Annotated in this window: 19 protein-coding genes; 7 read left to right on the top strand and 12 right to left on the bottom strand. The window is 37.7% G+C overall.

All coding sequences use genetic code 11. The features are described 5' to 3' along the window. Positions 1 to 19: 19 nt before the first annotated feature. Genes F7984_RS18660 through F7984_RS18650 form a run of 3 tightly spaced genes read left to right on the top strand, consistent with a single transcriptional unit; the run spans position 20 to position 2111 of the window. Positions 20 to 418, top strand: coding sequence for a DUF350 domain-containing protein (locus F7984_RS18660; protein ID WP_066109625.1), 399 nt, complete (start codon positions 20 to 22; stop codon positions 416 to 418). An 18-nt stretch (positions 419 to 436) separates the two neighbouring features. Beyond that, positions 437 to 898, top strand: coding sequence for an RNA helicase (locus tag F7984_RS18655; protein WP_066109622.1), 462 nt, complete (start codon positions 437 to 439; stop codon positions 896 to 898). Then, complete coding sequence (locus tag F7984_RS18650; protein WP_066109777.1) at positions 891 to 2111, top strand: glutathionylspermidine synthase family protein; 1221 nt, start codon at positions 891 to 893, stop codon at positions 2109 to 2111. The genes F7984_RS18655 and F7984_RS18650 overlap by 8 nt, the downstream gene beginning before the upstream one ends. Before the next feature lie 64 nt (positions 2112 to 2175). Here F7984_RS18650 and F7984_RS18645 read toward each other — a convergent pair whose 3' ends face one another. After that, complete coding sequence (locus F7984_RS18645) at positions 2176 to 2649, bottom strand: hypothetical protein (RefSeq protein ID WP_066109621.1); 474 nt, start codon at positions 2647 to 2649, stop codon at positions 2176 to 2178. Positions 2650 to 2849: 200 nt separating this feature from the next. On the opposite strand from F7984_RS18645, the gene F7984_RS18640 reads away from it, so the two are divergent. From F7984_RS18640 to msrA, 3 genes are all read left to right on the top strand, one after another. Continuing rightward, positions 2850 to 3584, top strand: coding sequence for a DUF2238 domain-containing protein (locus F7984_RS18640; protein WP_066109620.1), 735 nt, complete (start codon positions 2850 to 2852; stop codon positions 3582 to 3584). A gap of 130 nt (positions 3585 to 3714) precedes the next feature. Next, positions 3715 to 4185, top strand: a complete 471-nt coding sequence (locus F7984_RS18635) for a PaaI family thioesterase (protein WP_140461937.1) — start codon at positions 3715 to 3717, stop codon at positions 4183 to 4185. Positions 4186 to 4425: 240 nt separating this feature from the next. Next, positions 4426 to 5385, top strand: a complete 960-nt coding sequence (gene msrA / locus F7984_RS18630; protein ID WP_140461915.1) for a peptide-methionine (S)-S-oxide reductase MsrA — start codon at positions 4426 to 4428, stop codon at positions 5383 to 5385. Between the two features lie 50 nt (positions 5386 to 5435). On the opposite strand, the gene F7984_RS18625 is transcribed toward msrA, so the two are convergent. The 3 genes from F7984_RS18625 to F7984_RS18615 form a co-directional block, all read right to left on the bottom strand. Next, entirely contained in the window at positions 5436 to 8951 is a 3516-nt protein-coding gene (locus tag F7984_RS18625) for a bifunctional 2',3'-cyclic-nucleotide 2'-phosphodiesterase/3'-nucleotidase (RefSeq protein WP_140461914.1), read from the bottom strand. A gap of 942 nt (positions 8952 to 9893) precedes the next feature. Then, a complete protein-coding gene (locus F7984_RS18620; RefSeq protein ID WP_066109608.1) occupies positions 9894 to 11039 on the bottom strand; it encodes a glycerate kinase in 1146 nt (381 codons plus the stop codon). A 14-nt stretch (positions 11040 to 11053) separates the two neighbouring features. Continuing rightward, a complete protein-coding gene (locus F7984_RS18615; RefSeq protein ID WP_066109605.1) occupies positions 11054 to 12349 on the bottom strand; it encodes a GntP family permease in 1296 nt (431 codons plus the stop codon). Positions 12350 to 12551: 202 nt separating this feature from the next. Here F7984_RS18615 and F7984_RS18610 point away from each other — a divergent pair, with 202 nt between their 5' ends. Next, entirely contained in the window at positions 12552 to 13565 is a 1014-nt protein-coding gene (locus tag F7984_RS18610) for a CdaR family transcriptional regulator (RefSeq protein ID WP_140461913.1), read from the top strand. A 1015-nt stretch (positions 13566 to 14580) separates the two neighbouring features. On the opposite strand, the gene F7984_RS18605 is transcribed toward F7984_RS18610, so the two are convergent. The 8 genes from F7984_RS18605 to F7984_RS18570 form a co-directional block, all read right to left on the bottom strand. Then, entirely contained in the window at positions 14581 to 16524 is a 1944-nt protein-coding gene (locus tag F7984_RS18605) for an ABC transporter permease (RefSeq protein ID WP_066109599.1), read from the bottom strand. Further along, the gene (locus F7984_RS18600) at positions 16514 to 17275 is read right to left on the bottom strand and encodes an ABC transporter ATP-binding protein (protein ID WP_066109596.1); all 762 of its coding nucleotides are present in this window, start codon (positions 17273 to 17275) and stop codon (positions 16514 to 16516) included. Before F7984_RS18600 ends, F7984_RS18605 begins: the two co-directional genes overlap by 11 nt. A gap of 102 nt (positions 17276 to 17377) precedes the next feature. Then, positions 17378 to 18385, bottom strand: coding sequence for a sensor histidine kinase (locus F7984_RS18595; protein ID WP_066109593.1), 1008 nt, complete (start codon positions 18383 to 18385; stop codon positions 17378 to 17380). Continuing rightward, positions 18382 to 19074, bottom strand: a complete 693-nt coding sequence (locus F7984_RS18590) for a response regulator transcription factor (RefSeq protein WP_066109590.1) — start codon at positions 19072 to 19074, stop codon at positions 18382 to 18384. The genes F7984_RS18595 and F7984_RS18590 overlap by 4 nt, the downstream gene beginning before the upstream one ends. Positions 19075 to 19264: 190 nt before the next feature. After that, the gene (locus F7984_RS18585) at positions 19265 to 20089 is read right to left on the bottom strand and encodes an undecaprenyl-diphosphate phosphatase (protein WP_066109587.1); all 825 of its coding nucleotides are present in this window, start codon (positions 20087 to 20089) and stop codon (positions 19265 to 19267) included. 349 nt (positions 20090 to 20438) lie between these two features. Continuing rightward, positions 20439 to 21167, bottom strand: a complete 729-nt coding sequence (locus tag F7984_RS18580; protein WP_066109585.1) for an amino acid ABC transporter ATP-binding protein — start codon at positions 21165 to 21167, stop codon at positions 20439 to 20441. Beyond that, positions 21154 to 22599 carry an amino acid ABC transporter substrate-binding protein/permease gene (locus F7984_RS18575; RefSeq protein WP_066109582.1) on the bottom strand — a complete coding sequence of 482 codons (1446 nt, stop codon included), beginning with the start codon at positions 22597 to 22599 and terminating at the stop codon, positions 21154 to 21156. The genes F7984_RS18580 and F7984_RS18575 overlap by 14 nt, the downstream gene beginning before the upstream one ends. Positions 22600 to 23278: 679 nt before the next feature. Next, complete coding sequence (locus F7984_RS18570) at positions 23279 to 24961, bottom strand: YrzE family protein (RefSeq protein ID WP_066109578.1); 1683 nt, start codon at positions 24959 to 24961, stop codon at positions 23279 to 23281. Between the last annotated feature and the right edge of the window lie 32 nt (positions 24962 to 24993).

Here is a 24993-nt window from a genome sequence, read left to right as displayed (position 1 = left end):
TTGAAAAAGGAGGATTTATATGAATTTATATCTTAATTTTCTTTCATATTTAGGAGTAGCCTTGTTATTGCTTGCTGCAGGGATTGCTTTATTTACTATAAGTACGCCAAAGCTGAGGGAATTCAAGCTGATTTCTGAGAAGAACTCTACAGCAGCCATGTCACTCGGCGGTAAGATCGTTGGGCTCTCAATCGTACTTGGGGCAGCAATTGAATATTCCGTATCACTTAGAGATATGGTGATATGGGGAGTTATCGGGATTGTCTCACAGATTGTTGTGTTCTTGCTTGCCGAGGTTCTTACGATAAGGTTTAGCATTCATCAAGCAATCGAGGAAGATAATCATGCTGTTGGAATCATGTTAGTCTCGTTGTCACTGGCTGTGGGGTTAATTTTAGCGAAATGTCTATCCTATTAAATAAGGCAGGTAAGTGGAGTGAAGCAATTAACGTATTATTTAGATAAAGGAAATGAGCGGTTTGAGCCCTTTTATCAATACAATCTCCCAACTGTTGGGGTGGATGAGTGCTATGCCAGACAGCTTTGTACGTATTTTATTGTAAGAGGAACACAATATGAGCTAATATCGAATGAAATGTCTGCTGAAGAGGAAATCCTTGTGGTTAAGGAAACAGGGAGGAATTTGCAGGGGGAGAAAGAAAAAAACTACCGTGGTCAAGGGATTCATATTGAATTTCGAAACCATGAATTACGGGAAAACTATCGGCTGCTTTCTTGCACTCCTTACGAGAATCATTATGAAGTACTCCGCTATCTCTTGAAGGATGTAGTTGATGTACCGGGCGCCGGACAGATGTTAGTGACGTCCACTGAGATTGATGAAGACCGGGGTGTTTATGTGATTTATGTTAAGGAGTTAGATGATGTTGATGGATAAGTACCATGAAAGAAGAAGCAAATTTTATGATCATATAGAGGGCTTTTGGGCTAATCTTTATGGTGAGGAATATGCCTTATATGATATGAAGCTGATAGGCAGGCAAGAGGCAGCACATATACGCCTAGTTACTGAACGAATCGGCAAGGTATACTCGAAAATGGCGTCACTATTACGTAAAGTTCCATATGAAACTTTTCTCGAGATGGGTTATCCAGAAGAGACAATCTCTTTTTTAAGACTTAAAGTTCACCCGGCTGAAAGTGTGATCGCGCGCCTGGATCTAATTCCATACGGAGATGGTTATAAGTGTATCGAGATTAATTCAGATACTCCTACATTTATTAAAGAATTATTTCATATAAATGGACGTATTTGCAAAGAGTTTGGGGCAGGGAATCCAAATGATGGCTTGGAGGTGCAGTTGTATAAGGCAGTTCAGGAAAGTATCCAGCAAGTCAGTAAGGGAAAAGCTCCGCATATCGTGTTTACGGCTCATGAGGATCATATTGAGGACAGAGAAACCGTTCAGTATCTTAAACAGGCTGTACCCTCATCCAAGTTCACTCCCTTGCATAAGCTGCAAATTCAAAGAGGCGTAGGCTTATTCGATGAGAATGGAGTCAGGATTGATATCCTTTATCGGCAGACTTTTCCGATTGAAAATATTATTATGGATCAGGACAAAGATGGGAATACAATTGGCTTATGGTTGCTAGAGTTAGTGGAAGAGGGGAAGCTATCCATCCTGAATCCACCATCGGCATTTTTACTGCAAAATAAAGCAGTTCAGGCTGTCATTTGGGGATTGCATGAAGAGGGGCATCCTTTTTTTACGGAGGAGGAACATAAGTGGGTAGAGGATTATTTTCTGCCGACATACCTTGAAGCTGAGCCCTTTTTGAAAAAACAACTGCCTTATGTGAAAAAACCAGCCTTTGGGCGTGAGGGCGACACAGTTGAAATCTTTAGTGAAAATGGCCGATTAATGTACGCAGATAGCCAAAAGTCATATTCTGAGTACACCTCAGTTTATCAACTTTATATGGAACAGCCGACTGTACAATATCTAAGTGAAAAGGGGCTTCAGGAAGGCCGGTTGCTCTTGGGAAGCTTCCTGCTTAACGGAAAATCATCTGCCTTCGGCTACAGGGTTGGCGGAATGATTACCAATAATCTATCCTATTACTTGCCTGTTGGTATAGGTGATTGATAGATTGCTTGTTTTACCTTTACTATCATCCAAGGAAGGCCCTATAATAGGTTCCCTTGGTTTCCTAATCCCAATAGTTAAAAATAATCTCTCCAACTATATTAGGTTTCCAATACTTAATTTTCTCTAATTCAGCGAGAGTTAAATCATGTTCGTTTTGTAAAAAATCATGCTTTAAATGATTTTTAATAATGACAGTCTCGTTCAGCTCACTTGTATGCAATACTTTATAAAAAGAGGAAAATGTCTCGACAAGATGGGGGAGATCAATGAATTCAATGTATTCATACTCAACACTTGAGGCAAAAGCAAGCAAGGGATAATGCTTATTCAGTAAAATATGTAATTCCTCATTATTAAATGATATGTGTGCATGATAAAAACTCGTTGGATATGCAGGATCTCTCCATTTATTAAGCGTTCCGCCATTGTAATTAACAATAGAATAACAGAGCTGCTTGAACTGCCTTTCGTCCATTGGTGTCAGTTGATTATCTGCTGAATCGAAGAATCCTGTTATCCCATTACGAAGCCTCATATTATCACCACCATCATCTTATATTTTGGTATTATTACCCAATAAAGGAGAGTGTAACATACAATTAGTTAAGCCGATAGCCTTTTAGCGACTAATATTGCATGGAATCCTATTATAAATCTCTTTTTATAGCAATGTACCCATTTGCCATACCAATATGTAGGGCAATAAAGGTAAAATAAGAGAGAGGAGGGGTTAAAGTGGAATACATAAAATATGAAAAAAGGAAAAACTGGACTTTTAGAGTAGTTCTGCTATTACTCGCGATATCAGTCATTTATGCTATATACATGTTAATCAATGCCCCATCAGGCGTTGCCCAAAATGAATATGAACGTGTGAAAAGTGATTATGTATTAATGATTTTGCAATGTTTAACAGGATGTATAGTTATTTTCCTGCCATCCCAACTAGAACATCGCTTCCGCATAGATATACCGGATATCATGGAAATTATGTATTTTATCTTTTTATTTTGTGCGATCTATCTTGGTGAGGTTCGAAACTTTTATTATAAAGTTCCTTACTGGGATTTAATTCTACATTGCTTTAGTGCAGCTATGCTGGGAGCGTTAGGATTCATTATTGTGAATTTCCTTAACAATACCAAGAAAACAATTGATTTAAGTCCCTTTTTTGTGGCTCTATTCGCCTTTTGTTTTGCAATAACCTGTGGAACCGTTTGGGAAATTTATGAGTTTCTTGCTGATGGTGTCTTAGGAACAAACATGCAAAAATTCATTACAGGAGAGGGAGTTGTCTTGATTGGGCGAGACGCTGTAATGGATACGATGGGAGATATTATTGTAGATGCTCTCGGTGCGTTCACTGTCACAGCAATTGGCTATATTAATTTAAAAAAGCAACAAAAAAGTAGAATCGTAGAGGAAGAAGAACAGAAGATGTGGATTGAATCCGAAAAGACTGGTTCATAATTATGACAAAAAGAAGTTGCACCTGCAGCCATTAACCCAACCAAAGGATAATGTGCTCAGATTTATATGCATATTGAATTGAAAAAATCTTTAGCTACTCATTTTAGTAAGGAGTGATTTGGTGATAAAGATGATTGAAAAAGCAATCCAGGATATTTATCCAGATGATTTTGCTTGGTGCTATGGCTGTGGGCGACTGAATAAAGATGGACATCATTTTCGAACTGGCTGGGATGGTAATAAGACTAAAACTGTATATGAGCCAAAATCTGATCACATGGCAATACCAGGGTTTGTCTATGGAGGAGTCATTGCATCCTTAATTGATTGCCATGGGACTGGCTCTGCCTCTCTGGCTCTCCATCGAAAAAACGGATTTGATGTGGGAGATGATGCAATTCCACCTCGATTCGTAACTGCTTCATTACATGTTGATTTTATGAAACCGACACCTGAGGGAGTCCCATTAATTGCAATCGGTTCTTTAACTGAAATCCACCCGAAAAAGTGGAAAGTGGAAACAGAGATTTATGCTGATGAAATACTTTGTGCCAGGGGAGTTGTCGAAGCAGTCGTTATGCCTGGTACATTTAAAAAATAAATGAATTAAAGGGGCAGTGTTAAACAAAGGGTAATGAGACCTTTTGTTTGCACTGCCTTTATTATTGCCTTAATATAAAACCATTTAGAGCAGCCTTTTTACTTGAGGGATAAGATACATAGTAGGAATCATTTTTATTGTTTATATAAATACGCATATGAGTTTGAATACGATAGAAGTAGGGTTGGAAAAGATAGTAGGGTTGATTACCCAAAATAATGATAGTGGGGTGTATACTGAATGGATCATCAGTTGGAACTGGCAACATTTGCGGGCGGCTGTTTTTGGTGTATGGTATCACCATTTGACGAGCAGCCGGGAATTATAAAAGTCGTATCCGGTTATACGGGTGGACATACGGAGAATCCAACATATGAAGAGGTTTGCAGTGATACAACAGGCCATTATGAAGCTGTTCAAATTACTTATGACCCTGAAAAAATGTCATATGAAACATTGCTTAAACAATATTGGCAGCAAATTGACCCGACAGATGCCGGAGGGCAATTTAATGATCGGGGCGATTCTTATCGAACAGCCATTTTTTATCATAATGAAGAGCAGCATCGTTTAGCCGAGGATTCTAAGAAGGAACTAGCCAACAGTGGACGATTTCAGAAGGAAATTGTAACGAAGATACTCCCGGCTGGTCCATTTTACAGAGCAGAAGAGAAGCACCAACATTACTATAAGAAGAATCCTTTTCGCTATAATCTCTATAAAGAGGGATCCGGTCGTGCTCGTTTTATAAGAGATAATTGGAAGAATACAAAAAGTGATGAGCAGCTTCGAGCAGAATTAACACCGCTCCAATACGAGGTGACAAGAAATAATGCAACAGAGCCGCCATTTAAAAATGAATATTGGGACAATAAGGAAGAGGGAATCTATGTAGATATCATTTCGGGTGAACCTTTATTTAGTTCACTTGACCAATATGACGCCGGGTGTGGCTGGCCGAGTTTTACGAAACCAATACAGCGACATGAAATGGAGGAAAAACTTGATACTTCATTTGGGATGCGAAGAATTGAAGTAAGATCCAAAACATCAGACTCTCACCTGGGGCATGTTTTTGATGATGGGCCTGGACCGGATCGAGCGCGTTATTGTATTAACTCCGCCGCCCTCCGATTTATCCCTCTAGATCAGTTAGAGGAAAAGGGGTACGGTCAATATTTAAGTTTATTTAATAAGTAAAACTAAGAAAGGACTGCCTATTATGAAATTGGCAGTCCTTTAATCACTTGTTAATCTATTTTTTGAATTCTACCCTCTGCCTTATACTCAAACGAGGAAGGCAAGGTTTTTACAAACTCAACAGTTGCATCTATATCGGCTGGTCCGACTTCCATATCTGTTGATAGCTTACCAAAGCTCGTACTGATATTTCCATACATATAATTGTTGATCACGACTGTGTATTCTTTATTCGGATCGATTTTACTGCCATCCGGTAAAAGGATATCGACTATCTTACCGTTTTTTGCTTGGTCATCATAGGTGTAGGTATATTTAAAACCGGATACGTGATAATCTAAACCTCTTGCCGTGATTTGTTCATTTAAAACAACTTCTAAATCAGCTCCGCTAAGCTTTACTTTGTTTAATACATTACCAAAGGGCTGAATGGCGAATAAATCACCAAATGTCACCTCGCCTGCATCTAATGGAGAGCGTACACCGCCGCCATTCATTAAGGCGAAATCTGAATCCATGGCTGCCTTCATACCATCTGCAATTAAATTACCGAGGGCAATGTCACTGAATTCTCTTGCTGTAGTTGGGTAGCTTTTTTCAAGAGAAGCCGTATTATTGCCTATTATCTGAGCCTTAATGGGTTCTACGCGATCAGAGTATTTTTTTAGAATAGATGAGACTTCAGAATCTGGAGCATAGTCCTTTTGGTAAACAGTGTTTATTTTTCCTGTTTTGCTGACGATATCGCCTGTTAGTGGATCAATGGTGATGTCTACATCAGAGAAAGCATTTCCATAGGAGTAAGCTTGAACAATCAATTTTTGATCAACGACGCGGTTCACGTTTACGTGGTTATGTGCCGCAAAAATCACATCGACTTCATCATTAATCTGCTCTGCAATCCGGCTTGCATCGAAGGAATCGGTATAGCCAGTTTGCGTTGCGGGATTATGGGCAAGCACGATAATAGCCTCAATTCCTTGTTTCTTAAGTTCATCTGTATATTTGTTGATGGCAGCTACTTCATCTGTGATTTTTAATGATTCATTTCCTTTTGTTACGATCATAGTAGGCGTTTCCTGAGTTACAACGCCAATAACACCAATTTTTTCGCCCTCAGCTTCTAAAACTGTATAGGGCTGGGTGATTAAATTCCCCTCTCTAGTGTCAAAAGCATTGGCAGCAACTAATGGAAAGTTCATTCCGTCATAGTCAGCGTTGCCTTTAGGATGGTCGCCGCCATTCATCATACGCTTTAGTTCATCAATGCCCTCATCAAACTCGTGGTTGCCAAATGTTCCGACATCAAATCCGATTGCTTCTAATATTTCAACGGTAGGCTCGTCCTGAAATAAAGCGGAGACTAACGGACTTCCTCCAATCATATCCCCGGCATGCACTAGAAATGTATTAGGATTTGTAGCTTCTTCCTTCTTTAATGCTGCCGCTGTATATGAAATAGGTCCTGTTGGTAAATCTCCAACAGTAGTGACAGTATCTAACTGTCCGTGTAAATCGTTTAATCCCAGTAACTGAACATTGACTCCACGATTTAGATCAATATTGAAGATTCCGAAGCCTTTAGAGTCTGTTTTTCCAGTGTACGTGAACGGTGTTTCATCTGTAATATACTCTTCTGCCTTTGGTGAAGTGGTAAATGTGACATTCACTTCGCCAGATATTGGAGCAATAGACCAGTTGCGGTCAGCAGTTGGTGTAATTTCTTTTACTTCAGAAATGTAATCCATTAGAACTTGGCGGTTTTCATCTGCTGAATCAATGACCAGTTCACTGCCTTTTAATCCAGGGAAGTTACCTCCGCCACCGGCACGATAGTTGTTTGTCACAACGATAAATTCCTGATCTGGATCAATTGGACTTCCATTGTACTCCAGATTAATTACGCGGCTTGATTCTGGGTTTATAAGAGTACCGTTTGGTGCATATTTTGGAGCCTTCGTCACATCAATTTGATAATTGACACCATCGATGACATCAAAATTATAGACCGCAAAGGAAGGGTTCAATAGTTCTTGTTCACTTTCTTTGGCAGGGTCTATCATATTAAACTTACCTGCCGACATTTCAATCCATTCTTTTACTACGGAGCCTTTGATTTTAACGGCTTTCAATGTATTGTCGTAGAGATATAAATCACCGGCGCTTCGAATGGTTAAATCGCCCTTTTTAATATCGGTGAACTCATCAACACCGTTTCGGCCAGCTTTAAATGGAGCACCAACAGATAATATAGGCAGATCCTTTAATTCTGGTTTATTTAATTCAATGTACTTTTCTGCATACCATTTTTGTGCATTCGTAACGACCTGAACAGAGGGATCGTCCTGAACCAGTGCGAAGTAGCTATAAATATCATCAGTTGTAGTACCGATAGGAGTATCGATATAATTCAACGTACCTTCGTGATCCTTTTGAACAGCACGAACAATCGATTTATCAGGTTGTATAGACTCGTCAACACTCCTTGTGGAGGATTGAGATTTGGATATTTCCCACTCACCTTTTACTTGCTTTAATGTCAAATCAATAATTCCAAGTGCAGCGCCACCATACCCTGCCTGAACAGCAGGCACGCCATTAATGGTTCCTTTAGTATTATCAACACCAGGAAGAGGATTTCCTGCAGAATCTTTGAATAAAGCATCTAATTCAGCATCGGTTTTAGCTGGGAATACTTTATGTGTGTGTGAAAAAGTGAGAGCATCAATACCAGGTACTTTGCTTAAAGCATATACGGTATCCTCCGTATTATCGAGATTCCCATTAAAACCGGAGTGAGCCATAGCAACAATCACATCCGCACCTTTTTTCTCTAGGACAGGAATGTATTTTTTAGCAGTTGCTACAACATCCTTTGTAATGACCTTTCCATCAAGATGGGCCTTGTCCCATTCGTTGATTTGTGGTGGAACAAAACCGATATAGCCAATCTTAATGATTTTGGTTTTTCCGGATTGGTCTTTAACTTTTTTATTGACGATTTTATAGGGCTGGAATTTATGAACATCATTGCTTGGATTGTTATCCTGATCATCAATGTATACGTTTGCATTAATGACAGGAAAATCAGCGTCATTATATACTTCGTTCAGATATTTCAACCCATAGTTAAACTCGTGGTTTCCAAGAGTCGCTATATCATAATCCATGATATTCATAGCCTTTATGGCTGGATGTGTTTCTCTTCTTTCTAACGGATCGATTTTAGCTTTATATGTGCCAAGAGGTGTCCCTTGAATTAAATCGCCATTATCAACTAATACAGAATTTTTTACTTCTGAACGTGCTTTTTTTACGAGAGTAGCTGTTTTAGCTAAACCAATGTTAGGGGCGGAGCTATCTTTATAATAATCATAGCTTAAAAGATTAGTATGAATATCTGTCGTTTCCATAATACGGAGTTCTACTTGTGATTGTCCCTTAGGCTTGTGATGCTTGTGCTTGGTGGCTTCTGCTTCACTTGTCATAAAAGAGGTTGCTACCAAGCTGATTGCCATTGTACTTGTTAAAAAGATCCGACCTTTAATACTACTCCATAGTTTCATACGAGGCACCTATCCTTTGTATTTTTTGAGAGTTTTAGGCTCCGCTTACAAATATATCAAATTTAAAGTGGTATATGGATAGGTATCTAGGATAACAGTTAAATACTACTATTAATTATATTGGTTCAGGTTAAAAAACTAGTTATTATTACTCAGTTCATAATTAAATATAGGTATTATGGATGTCAAAGTAATCGGTTATTTTGGAGAAGACATGAGAAATTGGTTTGGTATTTCATAAAATAGAATAGGCAGAGACTATCAAAAGGGATAAGAGGATTATAATGACTAAAAAAGAGGCTGGGACACTAACTTATAAACAATGCTGAAAGACGAAGATATCTAAATTAATTCTAGTAGACTTTGTTGCATGATAAGGAGTTAAGTTGGAGAAAAAAGTCCGTTCCATTGCGCTACAGCGCCACTCGCTTTCCGCGGGGAGGAAGGCTTTAGCCTCCTCGGCTGCGCCTTGCTCAGGTCTCAGCCTTTCCTCTACTTCCCGCAGGAGTCGAGTGGCTTCCGCTCCATTCCACTAGATATGAATAAGGGTATGCAGCATGAACCTATCTATGAAAACAAATAAAACTCACACTAGCCGGCGAATATCCAATTAAAATATCACCTAAATAGTTCGGATTTATCATTAACTGAAATACTTATGTCCCGGCCTCTTTTATTATTTGTAACGTTAGGAACTACACTTAAGCCTATCAGATCTGGCATAGGTTCCTAACGGCAAACAAATGAGTGTCAGAAGCCTCCGAGATGAGGGTTCTAAAGGTCTTTTGAAGGTCTATAAACCGTGGCGTTTTTAGTCTTCGTACCTTTGATCAAGGTCCTTCAGCACTCTGAGTAGTCCGGCTTCAGGGCCTAGGAGTTCGGGACATAAGCATAGCCTCTGCGGGGGAAGAACATCCCCTCCGAGCCTCTGTCTTATGCTCCTTACTCCTGATCAAGGCCCTTCAGCACTCTTGCAATATTCTCACAGGTTCTTTCTATGTTTTTAGGGCCGTTTTTTAGGGTTTGGTCTAGGGGTGCGAGTTCTGGGATGATTCCGAAGATGGCATCGATTCCTTTGTCGTAAAGCTCTTCAATACCTTCCCCAATGTATCCGGCAACTGCTATTACTTTTTTGTCAAGTTCTTTTGCAGCTTGCGCGACCCCATAAGGTGTTTTGCCAAATTGCGTTTGATAGTCAATGCCGCCCTCGCCTGTGAACACGTAGTCAGCGTTCTTAAGTTTTTCTCGTAACCCACTGAATTCGATTACAATGTCAATCCCTTTTTGAAGAGTGGCATTTGTAAACAGGAGTAAGCCAGCACCCAGGCCACCAGCAGCTCCAGAGCCTGGGGTGTTCCGAACAGCTTGTCCTAATTGCTGCTCTACCATGTCAGCATAATGCGCTAGATTCTGATCTAGCTGTTTAACCATTTCAGGTGTGGCGCCTTTTTGAGGCCCGAAAACATGAGATGCTCCAGTTTCGCCGCATAAAGGGTTCGTTACATCACAGGCAACTATCATGGTTACATCAGCTAGACGTGTATCTATTTTAGACGTATCAATTGTATGCAATTGATTTAAGTAGCCACCTCCTCTAGGGATATGGTTTCCTTCTTTATCAAGAAACTGAACACCCAGCGCCTCAGCCATACCTGTTCCTCCGTCATTAGTAGCACTGCCGCCAATTCCAATGATGATTTTTTTAATCCCTTTATCTAAACAGGCGCGAATCAATTCACCTGTACCATATGTAGTAGTAATGAGTGGATTTTTTGTTTCTTGGGTGACATAGTGAATACCGCTGGCTTCTGCCATTTCAATAACTGCGGTTTCATGATCCCCCATAATTCCATATCGAGCAGTTACGGGGTTGCCGAGTGGACCTGTAACGTCTAATGAATAGAGAGTGCCGCCTGTTGCATCAATGAGTGACTGGACAGTACCTTCTCCGCCATCTGCCATCGGAACATGGATAAAATCTGCATCTGGATAGACCTTTTTAATACCTGCTTCCATTGCAATGCATACCTCTTTTGCTGTCATGCTTTCCTTAAAAGAATCTGGTGCAAGTACAAACGTTTTGCTCATTGTAACCCCTCCTGTTATAAAATAAATCCGAATAAAATGGTGGCTACAATCGTCATGGTTGCACCGACAATTGCTTCGTAGCCGACTACGGACATCCTTTGTTTAATGGACATGTTCATGCTTTGCGCTGTAACATGAAAATAATTTCCGTGCGGTAATGAATCAATTACTGTTGCACCTGAGTGAACCATAACTGAAGCGGCAAGTGGTGCAACTCCCATGTCTAAAATAGCTTCGCTGAATGATCCTGTGGCAATAATAACGCCAGTAGATGTAGAGGCAGTGGCTGCTGCCATTAAAATACCTGCTATAGGTGCCAGGAATGTACCAGAGATACCGGTAGCTTCAATTAATGAAACAACCTGTGCGGATAGATTGGATTGAGAAATTAATCCTCCGATGGCACCTGCACCAATTAGAATTAACACAGTTACTGTCATTCTATCCAAGCCTGATGCTGTATATTTCAATAAATTTTTTGATTTCCCCATAGCTATTGTTCCAATGATACCTGCAAGGGGGAGAATGTACATAGCATCTACTTTAAAGCTGGATAAGGCCTCTATATTTAAAATTGAACCGATTGGATTAATCATTAATAAGATAATGGCTACTAATGGAGCTACGATTGCTTTATTCAGTGGAGGATAGTTAGCTGAACCATGATCAAGATCCACAACCTCATTATCTGAAACTTTTTCGCCTTTATTTTTGATTAAAGTGGCGATGAGAACAGTTGCGATTAAGCCGAAAATTGCTGGGATAAGACCTGCAATCATTACATCGCTAAGTTCTAAATCAAACCCTCGGGCTGCTGCAATTGTATTCGGGTTTGGCGAGATGATGTTACCCGCTTTTCCTCCTCCGGATAGTGCTAATAATAGAGCAATTTTTGAAATGCCCATTTTATTACCAATTGATAAAGCGATAGGCGCTACAATCAGGACAGCTACAGGGATAAATACCCCAACCGCTGTAATAATCATGGTGGCAAGAGCTAATGCAATGAGAGCCTTCTTTTCCCCTAATTTAGAAACAATAGATTGGGCGATTGTTTCTGCAGCCCCGGATTCCATCATGACACCAGCCAAAACTCCAGCGGCAAGAACACGAATAACAGTCCCCATAACACTTTGAGTGCCGCCAACAAGTATATTGATTGTTTCCTCAAGGTTAGCTCCACCTATTAAACATCCGAGTATGGCTCCTAAAAATAGAGCATACAGCGGGTTCAGCTTTTTTAAGATTAAGATAATGGCTATTGCCAGACCAGCTAAAGCCCCAATCCAACTAATCATAATCCCGTCCATCTTGTAACCTCCTAAGTAGTGTGGAATACGTCTTATTATAGTTTGGTAGCGGTTACAATTCTATTGATGGATAGATGATTTTCTTTGTGCAAACGCACAAAGAAAGTGATGAGAGGTTTGTTAGTTTATAATGGAAATATAGGAGAAGATTTACGGATCATAAGATAAGGCGGTACAGAAATAAAGAAAGGTTTTGTTCACCATGTATCAGTTAACTAATAAACAGGCGCAACATATTGTCGATAAAATGATGGCGGATATTCCATATAATATCAATATTATGAACGAAAAGGGCATCATTATCGGCAGCGGGAGTAAGGACAGAATCGGAACCTTTCATACTGGAGCAGTCCAAGCCCTACGTTTAGGCAGGATGATTACAATAACAGAGGATAATAGGTACGAAAAAAAGGGTACAAATGAACCGATTGTCATTAATCAAAAGATGGTAGGTGTTATTGGGATTAGTGGCGAGCCGGGTGAGGTAATCCCTTTTTGCAAACTAGTCAAAACCACAGTCTCTCTGTTAATTGAACAAGAAATCGCGTTGAAGAGTATGGAGGAGATTAGTAAAAAGAAGTCCGCGTTTCTTAAGTTATTAGTAGAAACGAAGTACCAATACTCAGATGAAATAAAAAGGGAAGCCCTGAATTATCAGCTTGATCTGACAAGAAAAACATCTGTCCTGATTGCAAAGCCAAAGCCAAGTCCTAAAAGAATCAATTATCCTGTTTTTGAGGAAGATGAGCATTCCATCATCCTGCTACAGGATAATAGCGGAGTCAAACCCTTGGCTGACCTGTTAACTAATGAAAATTCGACTATAAAGATCAGTGTTGGAAGTCATGTAGACACTATTTCTGAGAGCTATCATCAAGCAATCAGTGCTATGCAAATTAGTGAAAAATTAAATCTTCAAAAGAGAGTTATTCATTATATGGTTGTATCCTTTTTATCCAGAATCAGCGAGATAGGTATAGATTCGTTTATTAATCACTCCTATATTAAAGGTTCTCTTATCTCTTCGCCGGAATTGCTGGAGACCTTGCAGATCTATATTAATAAGAATGGCAATATGACATTAACATCAAAAGAGTTACATATTCATAGAAATACGCTGCAATATCGTCTGGATAAAATTAAGGAGATAACAAGTAAAGATCCTAAACAAATATTCGAGTTGTTCGAGTTGATCTTTATTATGTTAAAGGATTAAATTCCTCATTCATTTAAACCTAACATTCGGTTAGGTTTTTTTATTGAAGATTGAAGGTCGAATTAATTGGGTGCAGTCAGACAAAAGTTTGTGAATAAAATCTAGAAAAAAATTATCAAGATAACAAAACTGTTATAGTCTATATTTTTATAGAGTAATACAGTTTGTGAAATAAATCACATGATTTTGGAAGTGTTTTCATTGCTTTCACAATCATATTTTTCTATGAATACTTGTATACAACTATGTATACCAATAGATTAAACGGTGTGCTTAACAAAATATAAGTGAATAATTTCACAAACTTTTTTTGAAAATTCCACTGGACTGTTATAGTCATTTTGGACTATACTGTATCTGTAAGGTTGAGAAATCAACTTGAAAGATCACTTATTTTTGAAAAGGAGATTGTGAAATTGAAAAGTGTAGTATCAACTTTTGCGCTTAAAGCGGGATCATTATTGTTAGTTTATACAGCAATGCAAATTTTTATGTAATAGGACAATATGTAATTAGGAGAAGGAATGAAACCATTAGCGATTGTATTTGGATTTAAAGCTGTAACAATGGCGTTAATGTTATTTATGTAATGAACATTGTATGTAGTAATATTTGCTCTTTGTAGGAATGCAAACGTAAAGAAAAAAAGATAGGAGGAAAGGCAGAATGAAAGGATTAGGAATTGTATTTGGACTTAAATTTGTAACAATGGCTCTTGTATTATTTGTTTAATGTAATTAATCATATGCGATATTGGGCTAATATTGAAACAAGGGAGGATCTAATATGAAAGCAATTGTGATAACATTTGTCTCTAAAGTTGCTACTTTAGGAATGGTGTATACTTCATTAAATGCCTTTATCTAAAATGAATAGACAAAGGCAATTAGAGTATGCACCATAAATTTAAATTCCCATCATTAAAACACGCTATTTATAGAATTTTCCTCGAATTATTTTCTTCAAAATGAAAAGAAGGCTCCCGCTATTTAAAGCAAGAGCTCCATAAATAATTTTATAACGATTCTTTTATGATTTTCTTATAATATGAAACAGATAATACTCCAAATATAGAATAGAATACTGTATACAACACCATTACTAGTAACATCGGTGTCCAAATCTCTATTCCAAATAGGAACCAACCTGACTTAACTGCAAAATAGCTATGACAAAGACCTAATATGAGTGGTATTCCAAAATTAAATAATTGTTTTAGCTTAACACCCTTCAAAAGATCCTGTTGGGTAAATCCAAGTTTTCTTAAGATAGAGAAGTTTAACTTTTCGTCCTCACTTTCACCCATTTGTTTAAAGTAAAGAATGCAGCCCGATGTAATAAGGAATGTTAAACCGAGAAATCCGACAATAAACATCGTTAATCCCATTCTTTTTTTGTTATCTTGGATCATGTTAATACGAGATTCATGTGTATCATCCTGAGTAGCTAATTGGTTGAATAGACTATTTGCTTCTGGAAGCTGTTCATTATCTGTGATATCAATCCCAATATAGAGTGAGTCAGCATCCTGGATAGCTGGATCTATATCATCCTTTAATCTTTGAAAAGTAGATTCATCCACAACTACAGCAGGTATACCGCTGATGGTAAAGTTCCAGGAAATCACATAATCCCTATTTAGGCCTGTATATTTTTGGTCAATCGTTATGTTGTTACCTGTTATTTGGATGTTACCTGTGTCTTTAAAATCCAACGTATTTTTCAGCATGTCGCTATACCCGGTGAAATAAGCCTCATGGGCAGATAACTCAACATCGTCAATTGCCTTTTCACTGATAACAGGCATTGGCATAGAATTCAGTCGAAGATCAAGTACATTAAGGCTGGTTTCTATGATTTGCTCAATATTAACTCTCGATTGAATAACGTCAACTTTCTTCTCCTTAAAAGCAATGCCATTTTCACGAAGGACACTTGTAAAATGATCAGCATCTTTTTCATTCATAAAGGAGAAGTTAGCTGGAACATCATTCTTCGCTGTTTTCTCTACTGAATAGAAGGAAATATAGCTTAAGGAGAGTAAACCGATTGCAAGTGCTGAAACAGTTGTGATGATTGTTAATAACATAGCATTCGATTTCAAGCGAAACATGATAGATGAGAGAGAGAGAACCTCATACACATTTAAATAACCATCTTTCTTTTTACGAATACTATTTAAAATAAAGGTCACAGAGCCTTTATAAAACAAATAGGTCCCAACTATCACAGCCCCAAGAATATATAACATTGCTGCTATTAACTCATCGCCAGTAGATAAATCCTCACCGAAAAGTTTAGTTGAAATATAGTATCCAGATCCTATTAAAAAAAGACCAAGTATACCAATTGTGATTTCAAATTTAGATATTTTTTTGACTTTTACTTCAGTGGAAGAAGTTACTCTAAATAATGATAATATAGTTTGTCTTTTAATGAAGAGATAATTTGATAACATGATTAGTAGATAGATCACACTGAACACAATAATAGTTTGGATTAGCGCTTCTCCTGAAAAACGTAGAGCAGCTATATCCTCGACACCAGTTAATTTAATTAGTATAAGCATAATAAGCTTTGAAATGGAGAATCCAATAAAAATACCTACCACCAATGAACCAAAGTAGAGAATCGCATTCTCCATATTTAAAATACGGAATATTTTCGATTTCGTCATACCGATTAACTGGAATAGACCAATTTCTTTGCCCCGCCTTTTAATAAAAATACTATTGGCAAAGAGCAGGAATACAAGTACGATGCTAATGAGCAAAATAGATCCTACTTGAAGTGCAGCCCCTCCTTTTATCGAACCTTTAGCAGCATCCATTGCGGGGTCATACTGCAGAGTAACAAATGAAAAGTAAAGGGCAACGCTGAAAACTAAAGCAAATACATAGAGATAATAGTTGTTTATATTTTTTTTGAGGTTTCTCCATATGAGTGTTTTAACGCTCATCCATAACACCACCCAAGATTCCTTGTGTTTTAATAATTCCTCTGAAAAAGGATTCACGATCTTCTTGGCCCTTAGTTAGCTGTGTATAGATTTGTCCATCCTTAATAAAAATAACGCGATTGCAATAACTGGCTGCTATAGGGTCATGTGTAACCAATACAATCGTTGCATTCCTCTTTTGGTTTAATTCACTTAGTTTATTTAACAGATCGGATGCTGATTTAGAATCAAGGGCACCTGTAGGTTCATCGGCAAAAATAATACTTGGTTCATGGATAAACGCTCTTGCTGCAGATGTTCGCTGCTTTTGACCGCCTGAGAGTTCATTTGGGTATTTATCCTTCAGGTCCAGGATGCTAAGATCCTTAGCTACCTCATCAAACTTCTTTATAGCTTCTTTTTTGGATAAGCCGCTAATAGATAATGGTAAAAGAATATTTTCCTTAACGGTTAAGGTATCTAATAGATTGTACTCCTGAAAGATGAAGCCAAGATGATGCTTGCGGAATTCAGCTAATTTCTTTTCCTTCATTGCTGTCATCTCTGTATTATTAATCATGATGGTCCCTGTGCTGACTTTATCAATCGAAGATAATACATTAAGTAAAGTCGTTTTTCCTGAACCGGAGGCGCCCATTATTCCAACAAATTCTCCTGTTTTAATAGTAATATCAATGCCTTTTAGAACCTCTTGCTGATTAAATTTGCTACCAAATGATTTATGGATTTTATGTGCCTCTAATATATTCATATGGAATCGTCTCCCTTTAATTGATACCTTCATTATATAGAGGACGTTCTATTCAAATCCTTCTATTCTCCGAACAAAATAGAAAAGCATGTGACATTCCTGTCACATGCTAATGACCTCAACAAAATCATTCTTCTTTGGAAAGGTAAGCGTAAATCGGGTGCCTTCGTCTAGTTTTGAATCTACTCCAATATCAATCATAAGAGGATTTGCTGCTTTTTTAGCTAGATATAAGCCCATACCTGTCGCAGCATTATCGGTATGTTCCACAGCAGAAGTGTAGCCTTTATCAAAGATACGCGGCAAATCCCTCTGATCAATGCCGCGGCCAAAATCCTGTATGGTTAAAATGATATGTTCATTTGGCAGGGGGCGGCTTGAAATAATAATATCTGAGTCATGACTATATTTGACTGCATTCGTTAATAACTGTCTAATAATAAAGCTCAACCACTTGGCATCACTTACAACCTCGGTAATATCCAGCTGGAGGTCAAAGCCGATTCTTTTCTGGATACACCAACTCTGCAATTCTCTTATTTCTTTATAGACAATTTTACGTAAATCTAAATTCTCTATTAAAAGGTCGTTTTCAATAAATTGAAGTCGCTTTTGGAAAAGTTGAGAATCAAGAAGATGTTGAATTCTCATCCATTCATAGGTTAGCTCAGATTTTGTTCGTTCATCCTCAAGGCGATCAATGATTAAATTCATGGCTGTTAGCGGAGTTTTAACCTCGTGAATCCAGGAGAGTAAGTCATCTTTTTCTTGTTCAATTAAGGTTTGGCTGTGTGCAGTTGCATGTTTCAGCTGCTCTGTTTGATTCAGGATACTATTTAGAACAATTCGTTCAATAGGGCTCCTTGCATCCGGCAAAGTGGAGATGTCTAAATCAGTTTCCCGTTTATCTAAACTTCTATAAAATTGCGTTTCAGTTTTATAGCGTATGATAATGAAGATGGTAAATAAAATTACAGATAAAAAGACGATATAAGCAATTGATTGAAAAGGGATAGACTGGTCAATATAAGCCACAAAGAGTATAAATAGATGAATTGACAGGAATAAGATAATCCAGCTTCGTCTTTCAATTAAATAGCTCTTTATCATAAAGAATCAGCCGTCTCTTTTGCCATGTAACCTTGACCTACTTTTGTTTCTATAAAATGTCCGAGTCCAAGTTCATCCAGCCTTTTTCGCAACCGATTCACATTGACCGTTAATGTATTATCGCTGACAAACCGCTCATCATCCCATAAACTGCGAATTAAAGTATCTCTGCTGATAATCTTATTCTTATGATCGATTAACTGCTTTAAAATGTAAATTTCATTCCTTGAAAGCTCTATTGATCCAAGTTCATTTTCAACCGTATTTTTTTCGTAATTAATGGTCGCTCCGCACCAGATTTTCAGCTGTGTTTGATCAGCATTATAATTATAAACTCTTCGTAAAATGGCTTGAATCTTTGCAACTAAAACATCAAAGTTAAAGGGCTTCTGTATAAAATCATCAGCACCAAGTTGCATAGACATCACCATGTCAGTAGGGTGGTCTCTCGATGATAAAAATAAAATGGGTACATTGGAGTGCGTCCGTATCAGCCGGCACCAATGGAAACCGTCAAATTTAGGCAACTGAATATCAATAAGGACTAAGTCAGGCTGAATATCCGTAAATTCATTAAGTACCTCTCCGAAATCTTGAACGCCATATACTTCATAAGACCATTGGGTTAACCTCTCTTTAATTTCTTTAAAAAGGCTGGTGTCATCTTCAATTAATAAAATTTTAAACATAACCATCACCCGTTCTTTATTTATTAGGATTACGAATAGTGGTAAAGTAGCTCGAACTATTTTAGGGTATTAGTTGTTTTGTCATGTAAAGCTCAAAATGTATAGTATATATAAATATAGTGTACTATAAAAACGACTCGCAAATATAAAAAGGAGAACAAGCACCAATGCTTGTTCTCCTTTTTATAAGTTAACCGAAGATAATAACGAGGATTCCTACGATAAAACAGTAAATAGAAAAATAACCTAATTTCCCTTTTTTCATAATATCCATAAACCAACGCAGTGAAAAATAGGAGGCGATGAGGGAAGCTATAAATGCCAATGCATACGGAATCAGCAGTCTTCCTAAATCAGGATCGTTCACCATATCGGATACTGAAAATACCATGCCGCCAAGACTGATTGGGATATATAGAAAAAACGAGAATTTCAACGCAGTTTCACGGTTCATTCCCATAGCCATAGAGGATACGATCGTTGCACCGGAACGGCTGATTCCAGGTATTAAAGCAACAGCCTGTGATAATCCCACAATAATGGCATCCTTAAATGTTAGTTCTCCCTCAGCTTTCCTGCCCTCTAAATTACGGATAAGCCATAAAGCAATACCTGTGATAATCAGCGCAAAGCCAATGACACGTACACCCTTAAAAATAGATGCGATTTGATCCTCAAAGAAAAGACCGATAAATGCAGCTGGAATTGTAGCAACAATTAAGTAAAGAATAAAATAAAAATCCTTTTTCGTGGCGGTAGATTTATCAGAACCTGTTAAATAGGAAAATCCATTTTTAATCAACTTCATTAAATCTGCTCGATAAATAAAGATAACGGCCAGTAGGGACGCAAAGTTTACAAACAACTCAAAGCTTAATCCCGGAATGTTAAGTCCGAAAAAATGCTGAAAGATGACCAAGTGGCCACTTGAAGATACAGGGATAGGTTCAGTAAGACCTTGCAGTAATCCTAAAAAAACAAATTGTATTATTTCAATAAAGCTAATTGAATCCATTTTAACACTCCTATTTTATAGCTTTTACTTTTATTTATTATACTAAAATAATAATATCATTTGGAGAGAACGGTTCGAAACTGGAAAATTCAGAAAGTAAGGGAACTGGATTAATACTAAAGCTTATTTTGCGCGTAATAAAGGTTTTTATGAAAATATTGGAGTGTTTGCATGGAGGGTTGCATGTAACCAGGAAATAGAAGTTTATATCAGAGTAAAGGCAGGATTCATATATATCAGGCCTTTTAGTAACTGCATATATGGATAGTCATTACATCAGCAAGAAGGAGGTTATCAAAATAGAAATACTAAAGGGCACAGTGCTTAAGCACTGTGCCCTAACTTATCCTTATAAAACTTTATCAAGAAAATCCTTAGTTCGTTCATTTTGCGGATTGGAGAAGATTTCTTCAGGTGTTCCTCTTTCCACAACATAACCGCCATCCATAAAGATGACCTGATCAGCTACTTCACGGGCAAAGCCCATTTCATGAGTCACAATTACCATGGTCATACCCTCTTGTGCAAGCTGTTTAATAACATTCAGAACCTCACCGACCATTTCGGGATCAAGTGCACTCGTAGGCTCATCAAACAACATAATGTCAGGGTTCATGGCAAGAGCTCGTGCAATCGCCACACGTTGTTTTTGTCCGCCGGACAGTTGAGCTGGCATGGCATTGGCCTTATCTTCAAGACCCACACGAGCCAATAGCTTTAAGCCGATTTTTTTTGCTTCTTCTTTTGTAGCTTTATTCAGCTCAACAGGAGCCAAAGTAATATTATCTAGTACTGTCATATGCGGGAAGAGATTGAAATGCTGGAATACCATTCCGATATTTTCCCTAACTTTATTAATGTCTGTGTTTTTATCAGTTAAATGTTTATCATCAACTGTTACGTCACCTTCATTTACTTCTTCAAGTAAATTGAGGCAGCGCAGAAGTGTACTTTTACCGGATCCAGAAGGGCCGATTAAGCAGACAACTTCGCCTTCTTTAACCTCAAGACTGATATCCTTTAGTACTTCCAGCTTCCCGTATGATTTTTTTAATCCTTTTACTTTAAGCTTTCCCATTTTGGATCTTCCTTTCCATACGGTTTGATACCTTAGTTAAAATCATAATAATGATAAAGTATATAAACCCTACAATCAGCCACATTTGGAAGGACTCAAGGTTTCTGGCAATAATGATTTTTCCGCTTTGAGTCAATTCATTAATACCAATGATGGATAGGATAGAGGTATCTTTTAATGTAATGATAAATTGGTTAATGATAGATGGAATCATCAGACGGATTGCCTGTGGAAGGATAACCTTTGCCATTGCCTTTTTATATGGAAGACCAAGGCTTCGGGCAGCTTCCATTTGTCCCTTATCAACGGATTCGATACCACCGCGTACAATTTCAGCCATATATGCACCAGCATTTAAGCTTAATGTTATGATACCGGCAGCAACTGCAGATATACGGAAGTCAAGTGCTGCTGGAATACCGAAATAGATAAAGAAAGCTTGAACAATCAGTGGAGTTCCTCTAAAGATATCTACGTAAATGACGCCGATTGCCCTTAAGATTTTGAGATGGGACACACGCATCAGACCAAATATAATACCTAGGATACATGCTATAACAAGAGATACGACAGTCAATATCAGGGTCATTTGAAGACCTTTTAACAGACTTGGCATACTTGATTCTAATAAGCCGAAGAAACCGTTATTAGTATCGGTGCTTTTTTCTGCCTTCAAGTACTTATCCATAATATCCTGATATTCACCGGATTCTTTTAGATTGGCTAGACCTGTATTGAACTGCTCAATCAATTCCGCATTTTGCCCTTTAGCGACAGCAAATCCATAGGAGCCGCCTTTTTCTTTTTCAGTAACGATTTCTAATCCGTTGCCTTGCGTAATCCCATATGCCAGAACTGGGTAATCATCAAAAACAGCTGCAGAGTTACCTGTTTTAACATCGTCATACATATTGGCGGAATCATCAAAGGTTACCGTTTTAAAGCCATATTTATCTTTTATGCTTTCTGCAAAGCTGGCACCTTCTGTACCTGTTTTAATGGCTACCTTTTTTCCTTTTAAATCTTCATAGGATTTAATCTCTTCATTTCCCTCGGCAACCGCCATTACGACACCAGATTCAAAATAGGGATCGGAGAAATCAAATTTCAGTTGTCTTTCATCTGTTATACTCATTCCGGCAATAACGCCGTCTACTTGATTGGACTCTAGTGCTTGTACGGCTGCATTAAATCCAAGCGGCTTAATTTCTACTTCAAACCCTTGATTTTCAGCTATAGCATTGAGTAAATCGATATCTATACCTACAAATTCGCCATTCGTTTCCTGGAATTCAAATGGGGCAAATGTAATATCTGTTGCAATCTCATATTTTTTTCCTTCTGCTTTCGTGTTTAAAGCCGGGAATATAAATGAAGCAATCATGACAATAGCCATTGCTATTAGGAATGTGAATTTTGAAAATTTCTTCATTGTGAACCTCCTTCATATAAGTAACGTTTAAAAACCCTCTATATCCAATTGGGGCGGGTTAAAAGGGATGTTTTAATCTTATAACAGAATGTATGTATCTCTATGAGTATATATAAAGATACGGTTTTTTGGCAATCAATACTTACCAAATAATATTAGATTACTATAAGATTTCCATTTATTTGTTGTGAAGAAAAAGATGTAATAAAGGGTGGAGAAATAAAAAAAGAGCAGTATTATACTTATTTAATCTAATAAAATATATAGAGATTTGTAAATGGAAAGTACTTCCTAAATGTTATGTGAAAATAATCTAACTCACATATTAATACTGATTATGTATGGAAAACAGCTGAGAATGCTTTAACCATGTAAGTGTATCTTAAGCAAATTTTAGTTCTGAAGAATGAATTCTAAAGTATATTTCCATTTGCGCTCTAATTCTTTTGGAACTACATCCAGTATGGGTATTGATCTATAGAATTTAACTCCAAAGCCCTCCTCTTAATAATGTAAACACTACCTATTATGAGTATTTATGACTAATTTTATTTACCCTATTCAACACGATTCTAACTATATATTTAACAATAATTTAAATATGGGTAATAAAATTAGTCCAGTTGTTAAAAAATAGATCAATCCTCGAGTGAGGATGATCTATTTTCTTCAGTATATATTATTGTAAATTCTTAATTGTAATACCGTTAACAGGTAAAAAGTTTTCCCCGGTATCCAGGTACGTTACAGATACCTCATCGTTTTCCTGCAGATATATGATCAAAGGATCCTTTTCAGAGGACATATTGTAGCTTTGTCCATTATCCAGAAGGAACGAAACGACGGTATATTCACCTGATTTTTCTTTATAGACTCTGATAACTTTCCCATCGATTTTCTTCTCAACACTTGTGGAGGTGCCGTTAACCGTTCCGCCGCCTTTTTGAAGTGCTGTTTTGTATAGCTTTAAGGCTTCATTTGGCGTTGACCCATATGCTGTTATTTCAGGATTGGCAGCAGATACAATGAAATAATTTTGTAGGAATCCATTTGAATCCAGGACTCCTGTTAACCAACTGGCTTCACCGTAAAAATTATAGATGATGGGCATTTCTCCTTCCCATTTCTTTTCTATAAACTTCTTCTCGATAATTTGCAGGGCACCCTGTGAATCCATGTAGGATTCCTCCATATTACCTGTATAATAGACAGCTTTACCTGTCCTGGAATTTGTGAGCGCATAGCCGAGCATAGAATCGACGCCTTCTTTAGGACTCGTGAAATCAGTGAAATAATACATATCTCCATTTTCATCAAAGATCGGACTTACATTCGCTTCGGTACCCTCATCAGAAGGCAGTTTAACATCTGATTTTCCAAATAGGCTGTTCCAATAGCCATGAATATAATTTCCGAAGTAGCTGTTTTGTGTACTGACGACTTCTGGTGCAACGGCACCATCAATAAATTCGGGCGCTTCAGAAAGGGAATAAGAGTTGGACTTCCCAGTTTTGGCATCCATCACCACAACACCTTTTACCTTAAAGCCATTTCTGGCAGAGACAAAATCACCATAAGAGCGAATATAAAATGGCGTGCCATTATCATCTACTTCAAGCTGTGAATCCCCATAGAATATGTAGGATGGATACTGTAGACGAATACGGCGCTCTGTTTCTTTATTGAAGAATGCAGAAGGAGTGTAGATCATTTCTGCATCAACAAATTTTGGGTTGGCTGATGAATCTGTAGCACTCAATATAAAGTAACCAGGAGTTTCTTTCCCTTTCAGCCATTTGAAGAATCCTGAAAATTCGACTGGAGCAATATAAACATACTCACCATCTACTTTTTGGATTTGTAAATTCCCTAATTCGTAGTAGCTCGTATTTGGTACCTGGCCAAATGCTTTTTTCATTTTATTGCGCGCGTATTGAGGAGGCACGCTGGCCGGCTTTTTATTTTCATCAAATGTTTGAATTTCTTCTTTGATGTCCATTTTAGCTATAGTATACTTTTCATCGGCATTGAACAGAAATGCCGTTAAAAAATAGAGACCGACAAGCAAACTACCTGCAAATAAAATACCCTTAATGGTTCTCTCCATACCCGTAGCAAGCATTGAACCCAGCAAGGTTAGTATGATGACAAAAATCCAAAGAGAAGAGATAGTTTGATCCAACAGGGTGAAGTAATAAAATAAAAATGCTCCAATCGTGATTAATGCAGCTAAGCTGACAAAAACAAGCAGTTTTGTTTTCCCCTTCATATGGATACGTAATTTTTCATTATTTTTGAATGGCACAAGAATAAGTGCCGATATAATCCCAATGATAATGGAATAGATGAAGATATTTCCCACAAAGTACCCCTCCTTATTTTTTCTATAATTTA

The organism is Pradoshia sp. D12, from assembly GCF_008935075.1.
In the GTDB taxonomy this organism is placed as follows: domain Bacteria; phylum Bacillota; class Bacilli; order Bacillales; family Pradoshiaceae; genus Pradoshia.
The sequence above is the reverse complement of the archived record's forward strand: the minus strand, read 5'-3'. Positions and strand labels throughout refer to the sequence as shown.

Excerpts from the sequence above, each read along its gene's own strand:
- F7984_RS18660 (WP_066109625.1), top strand. The coding sequence starts at position 20 with ATGAATTTATATCTTAATTTTCTTTCATATTTAGGAGTAGCCTTGTTA.
- F7984_RS18650 (WP_066109777.1), top strand. The coding sequence starts at position 891 with ATGGATAAGTACCATGAAAGAAGAAGCAAATTTTATGATCATATAGAG.
- F7984_RS18645 (WP_066109621.1), bottom strand. The coding sequence starts at position 2,649 with ATGAGGCTTCGTAATGGGATAACAGGATTCTTCGATTCAGCAGATAAT.
- F7984_RS18635 (WP_140461937.1), top strand. The coding sequence starts at position 3,715 with ATGATTGAAAAAGCAATCCAGGATATTTATCCAGATGATTTTGCTTGG.
- msrA (WP_140461915.1), top strand. The coding sequence starts at position 4,426 with ATGGATCATCAGTTGGAACTGGCAACATTTGCGGGCGGCTGTTTTTGG.
- F7984_RS18625 (WP_140461914.1), bottom strand. The coding sequence starts at position 8,951 with ATGAAACTATGGAGTAGTATTAAAGGTCGGATCTTTTTAACAAGTACA.
- F7984_RS18620 (WP_066109608.1), bottom strand. The coding sequence starts at position 11,039 with ATGAGCAAAACGTTTGTACTTGCACCAGATTCTTTTAAGGAAAGCATG.
- F7984_RS18615 (WP_066109605.1), bottom strand. The coding sequence starts at position 12,349 with ATGGACGGGATTATGATTAGTTGGATTGGGGCTTTAGCTGGTCTGGCA.
- F7984_RS18610 (WP_140461913.1), top strand. The coding sequence starts at position 12,552 with ATGTATCAGTTAACTAATAAACAGGCGCAACATATTGTCGATAAAATG.
- F7984_RS18605 (WP_066109599.1), bottom strand. The coding sequence starts at position 16,524 with ATGAGCGTTAAAACACTCATATGGAGAAACCTCAAAAAAAATATAAAC.
- F7984_RS18600 (WP_066109596.1), bottom strand. The coding sequence starts at position 17,275 with ATGAATATATTAGAGGCACATAAAATCCATAAATCATTTGGTAGCAAA.
- F7984_RS18595 (WP_066109593.1), bottom strand. The coding sequence starts at position 18,385 with ATGATAAAGAGCTATTTAATTGAAAGACGAAGCTGGATTATCTTATTC.
- F7984_RS18590 (WP_066109590.1), bottom strand. The coding sequence starts at position 19,074 with ATGTTTAAAATTTTATTAATTGAAGATGACACCAGCCTTTTTAAAGAA.
- F7984_RS18585 (WP_066109587.1), bottom strand. The coding sequence starts at position 20,089 with ATGGATTCAATTAGCTTTATTGAAATAATACAATTTGTTTTTTTAGGA.
- F7984_RS18580 (WP_066109585.1), bottom strand. The coding sequence starts at position 21,167 with ATGGGAAAGCTTAAAGTAAAAGGATTAAAAAAATCATACGGGAAGCTG.
- F7984_RS18575 (WP_066109582.1), bottom strand. The coding sequence starts at position 22,599 with ATGAAGAAATTTTCAAAATTCACATTCCTAATAGCAATGGCTATTGTC.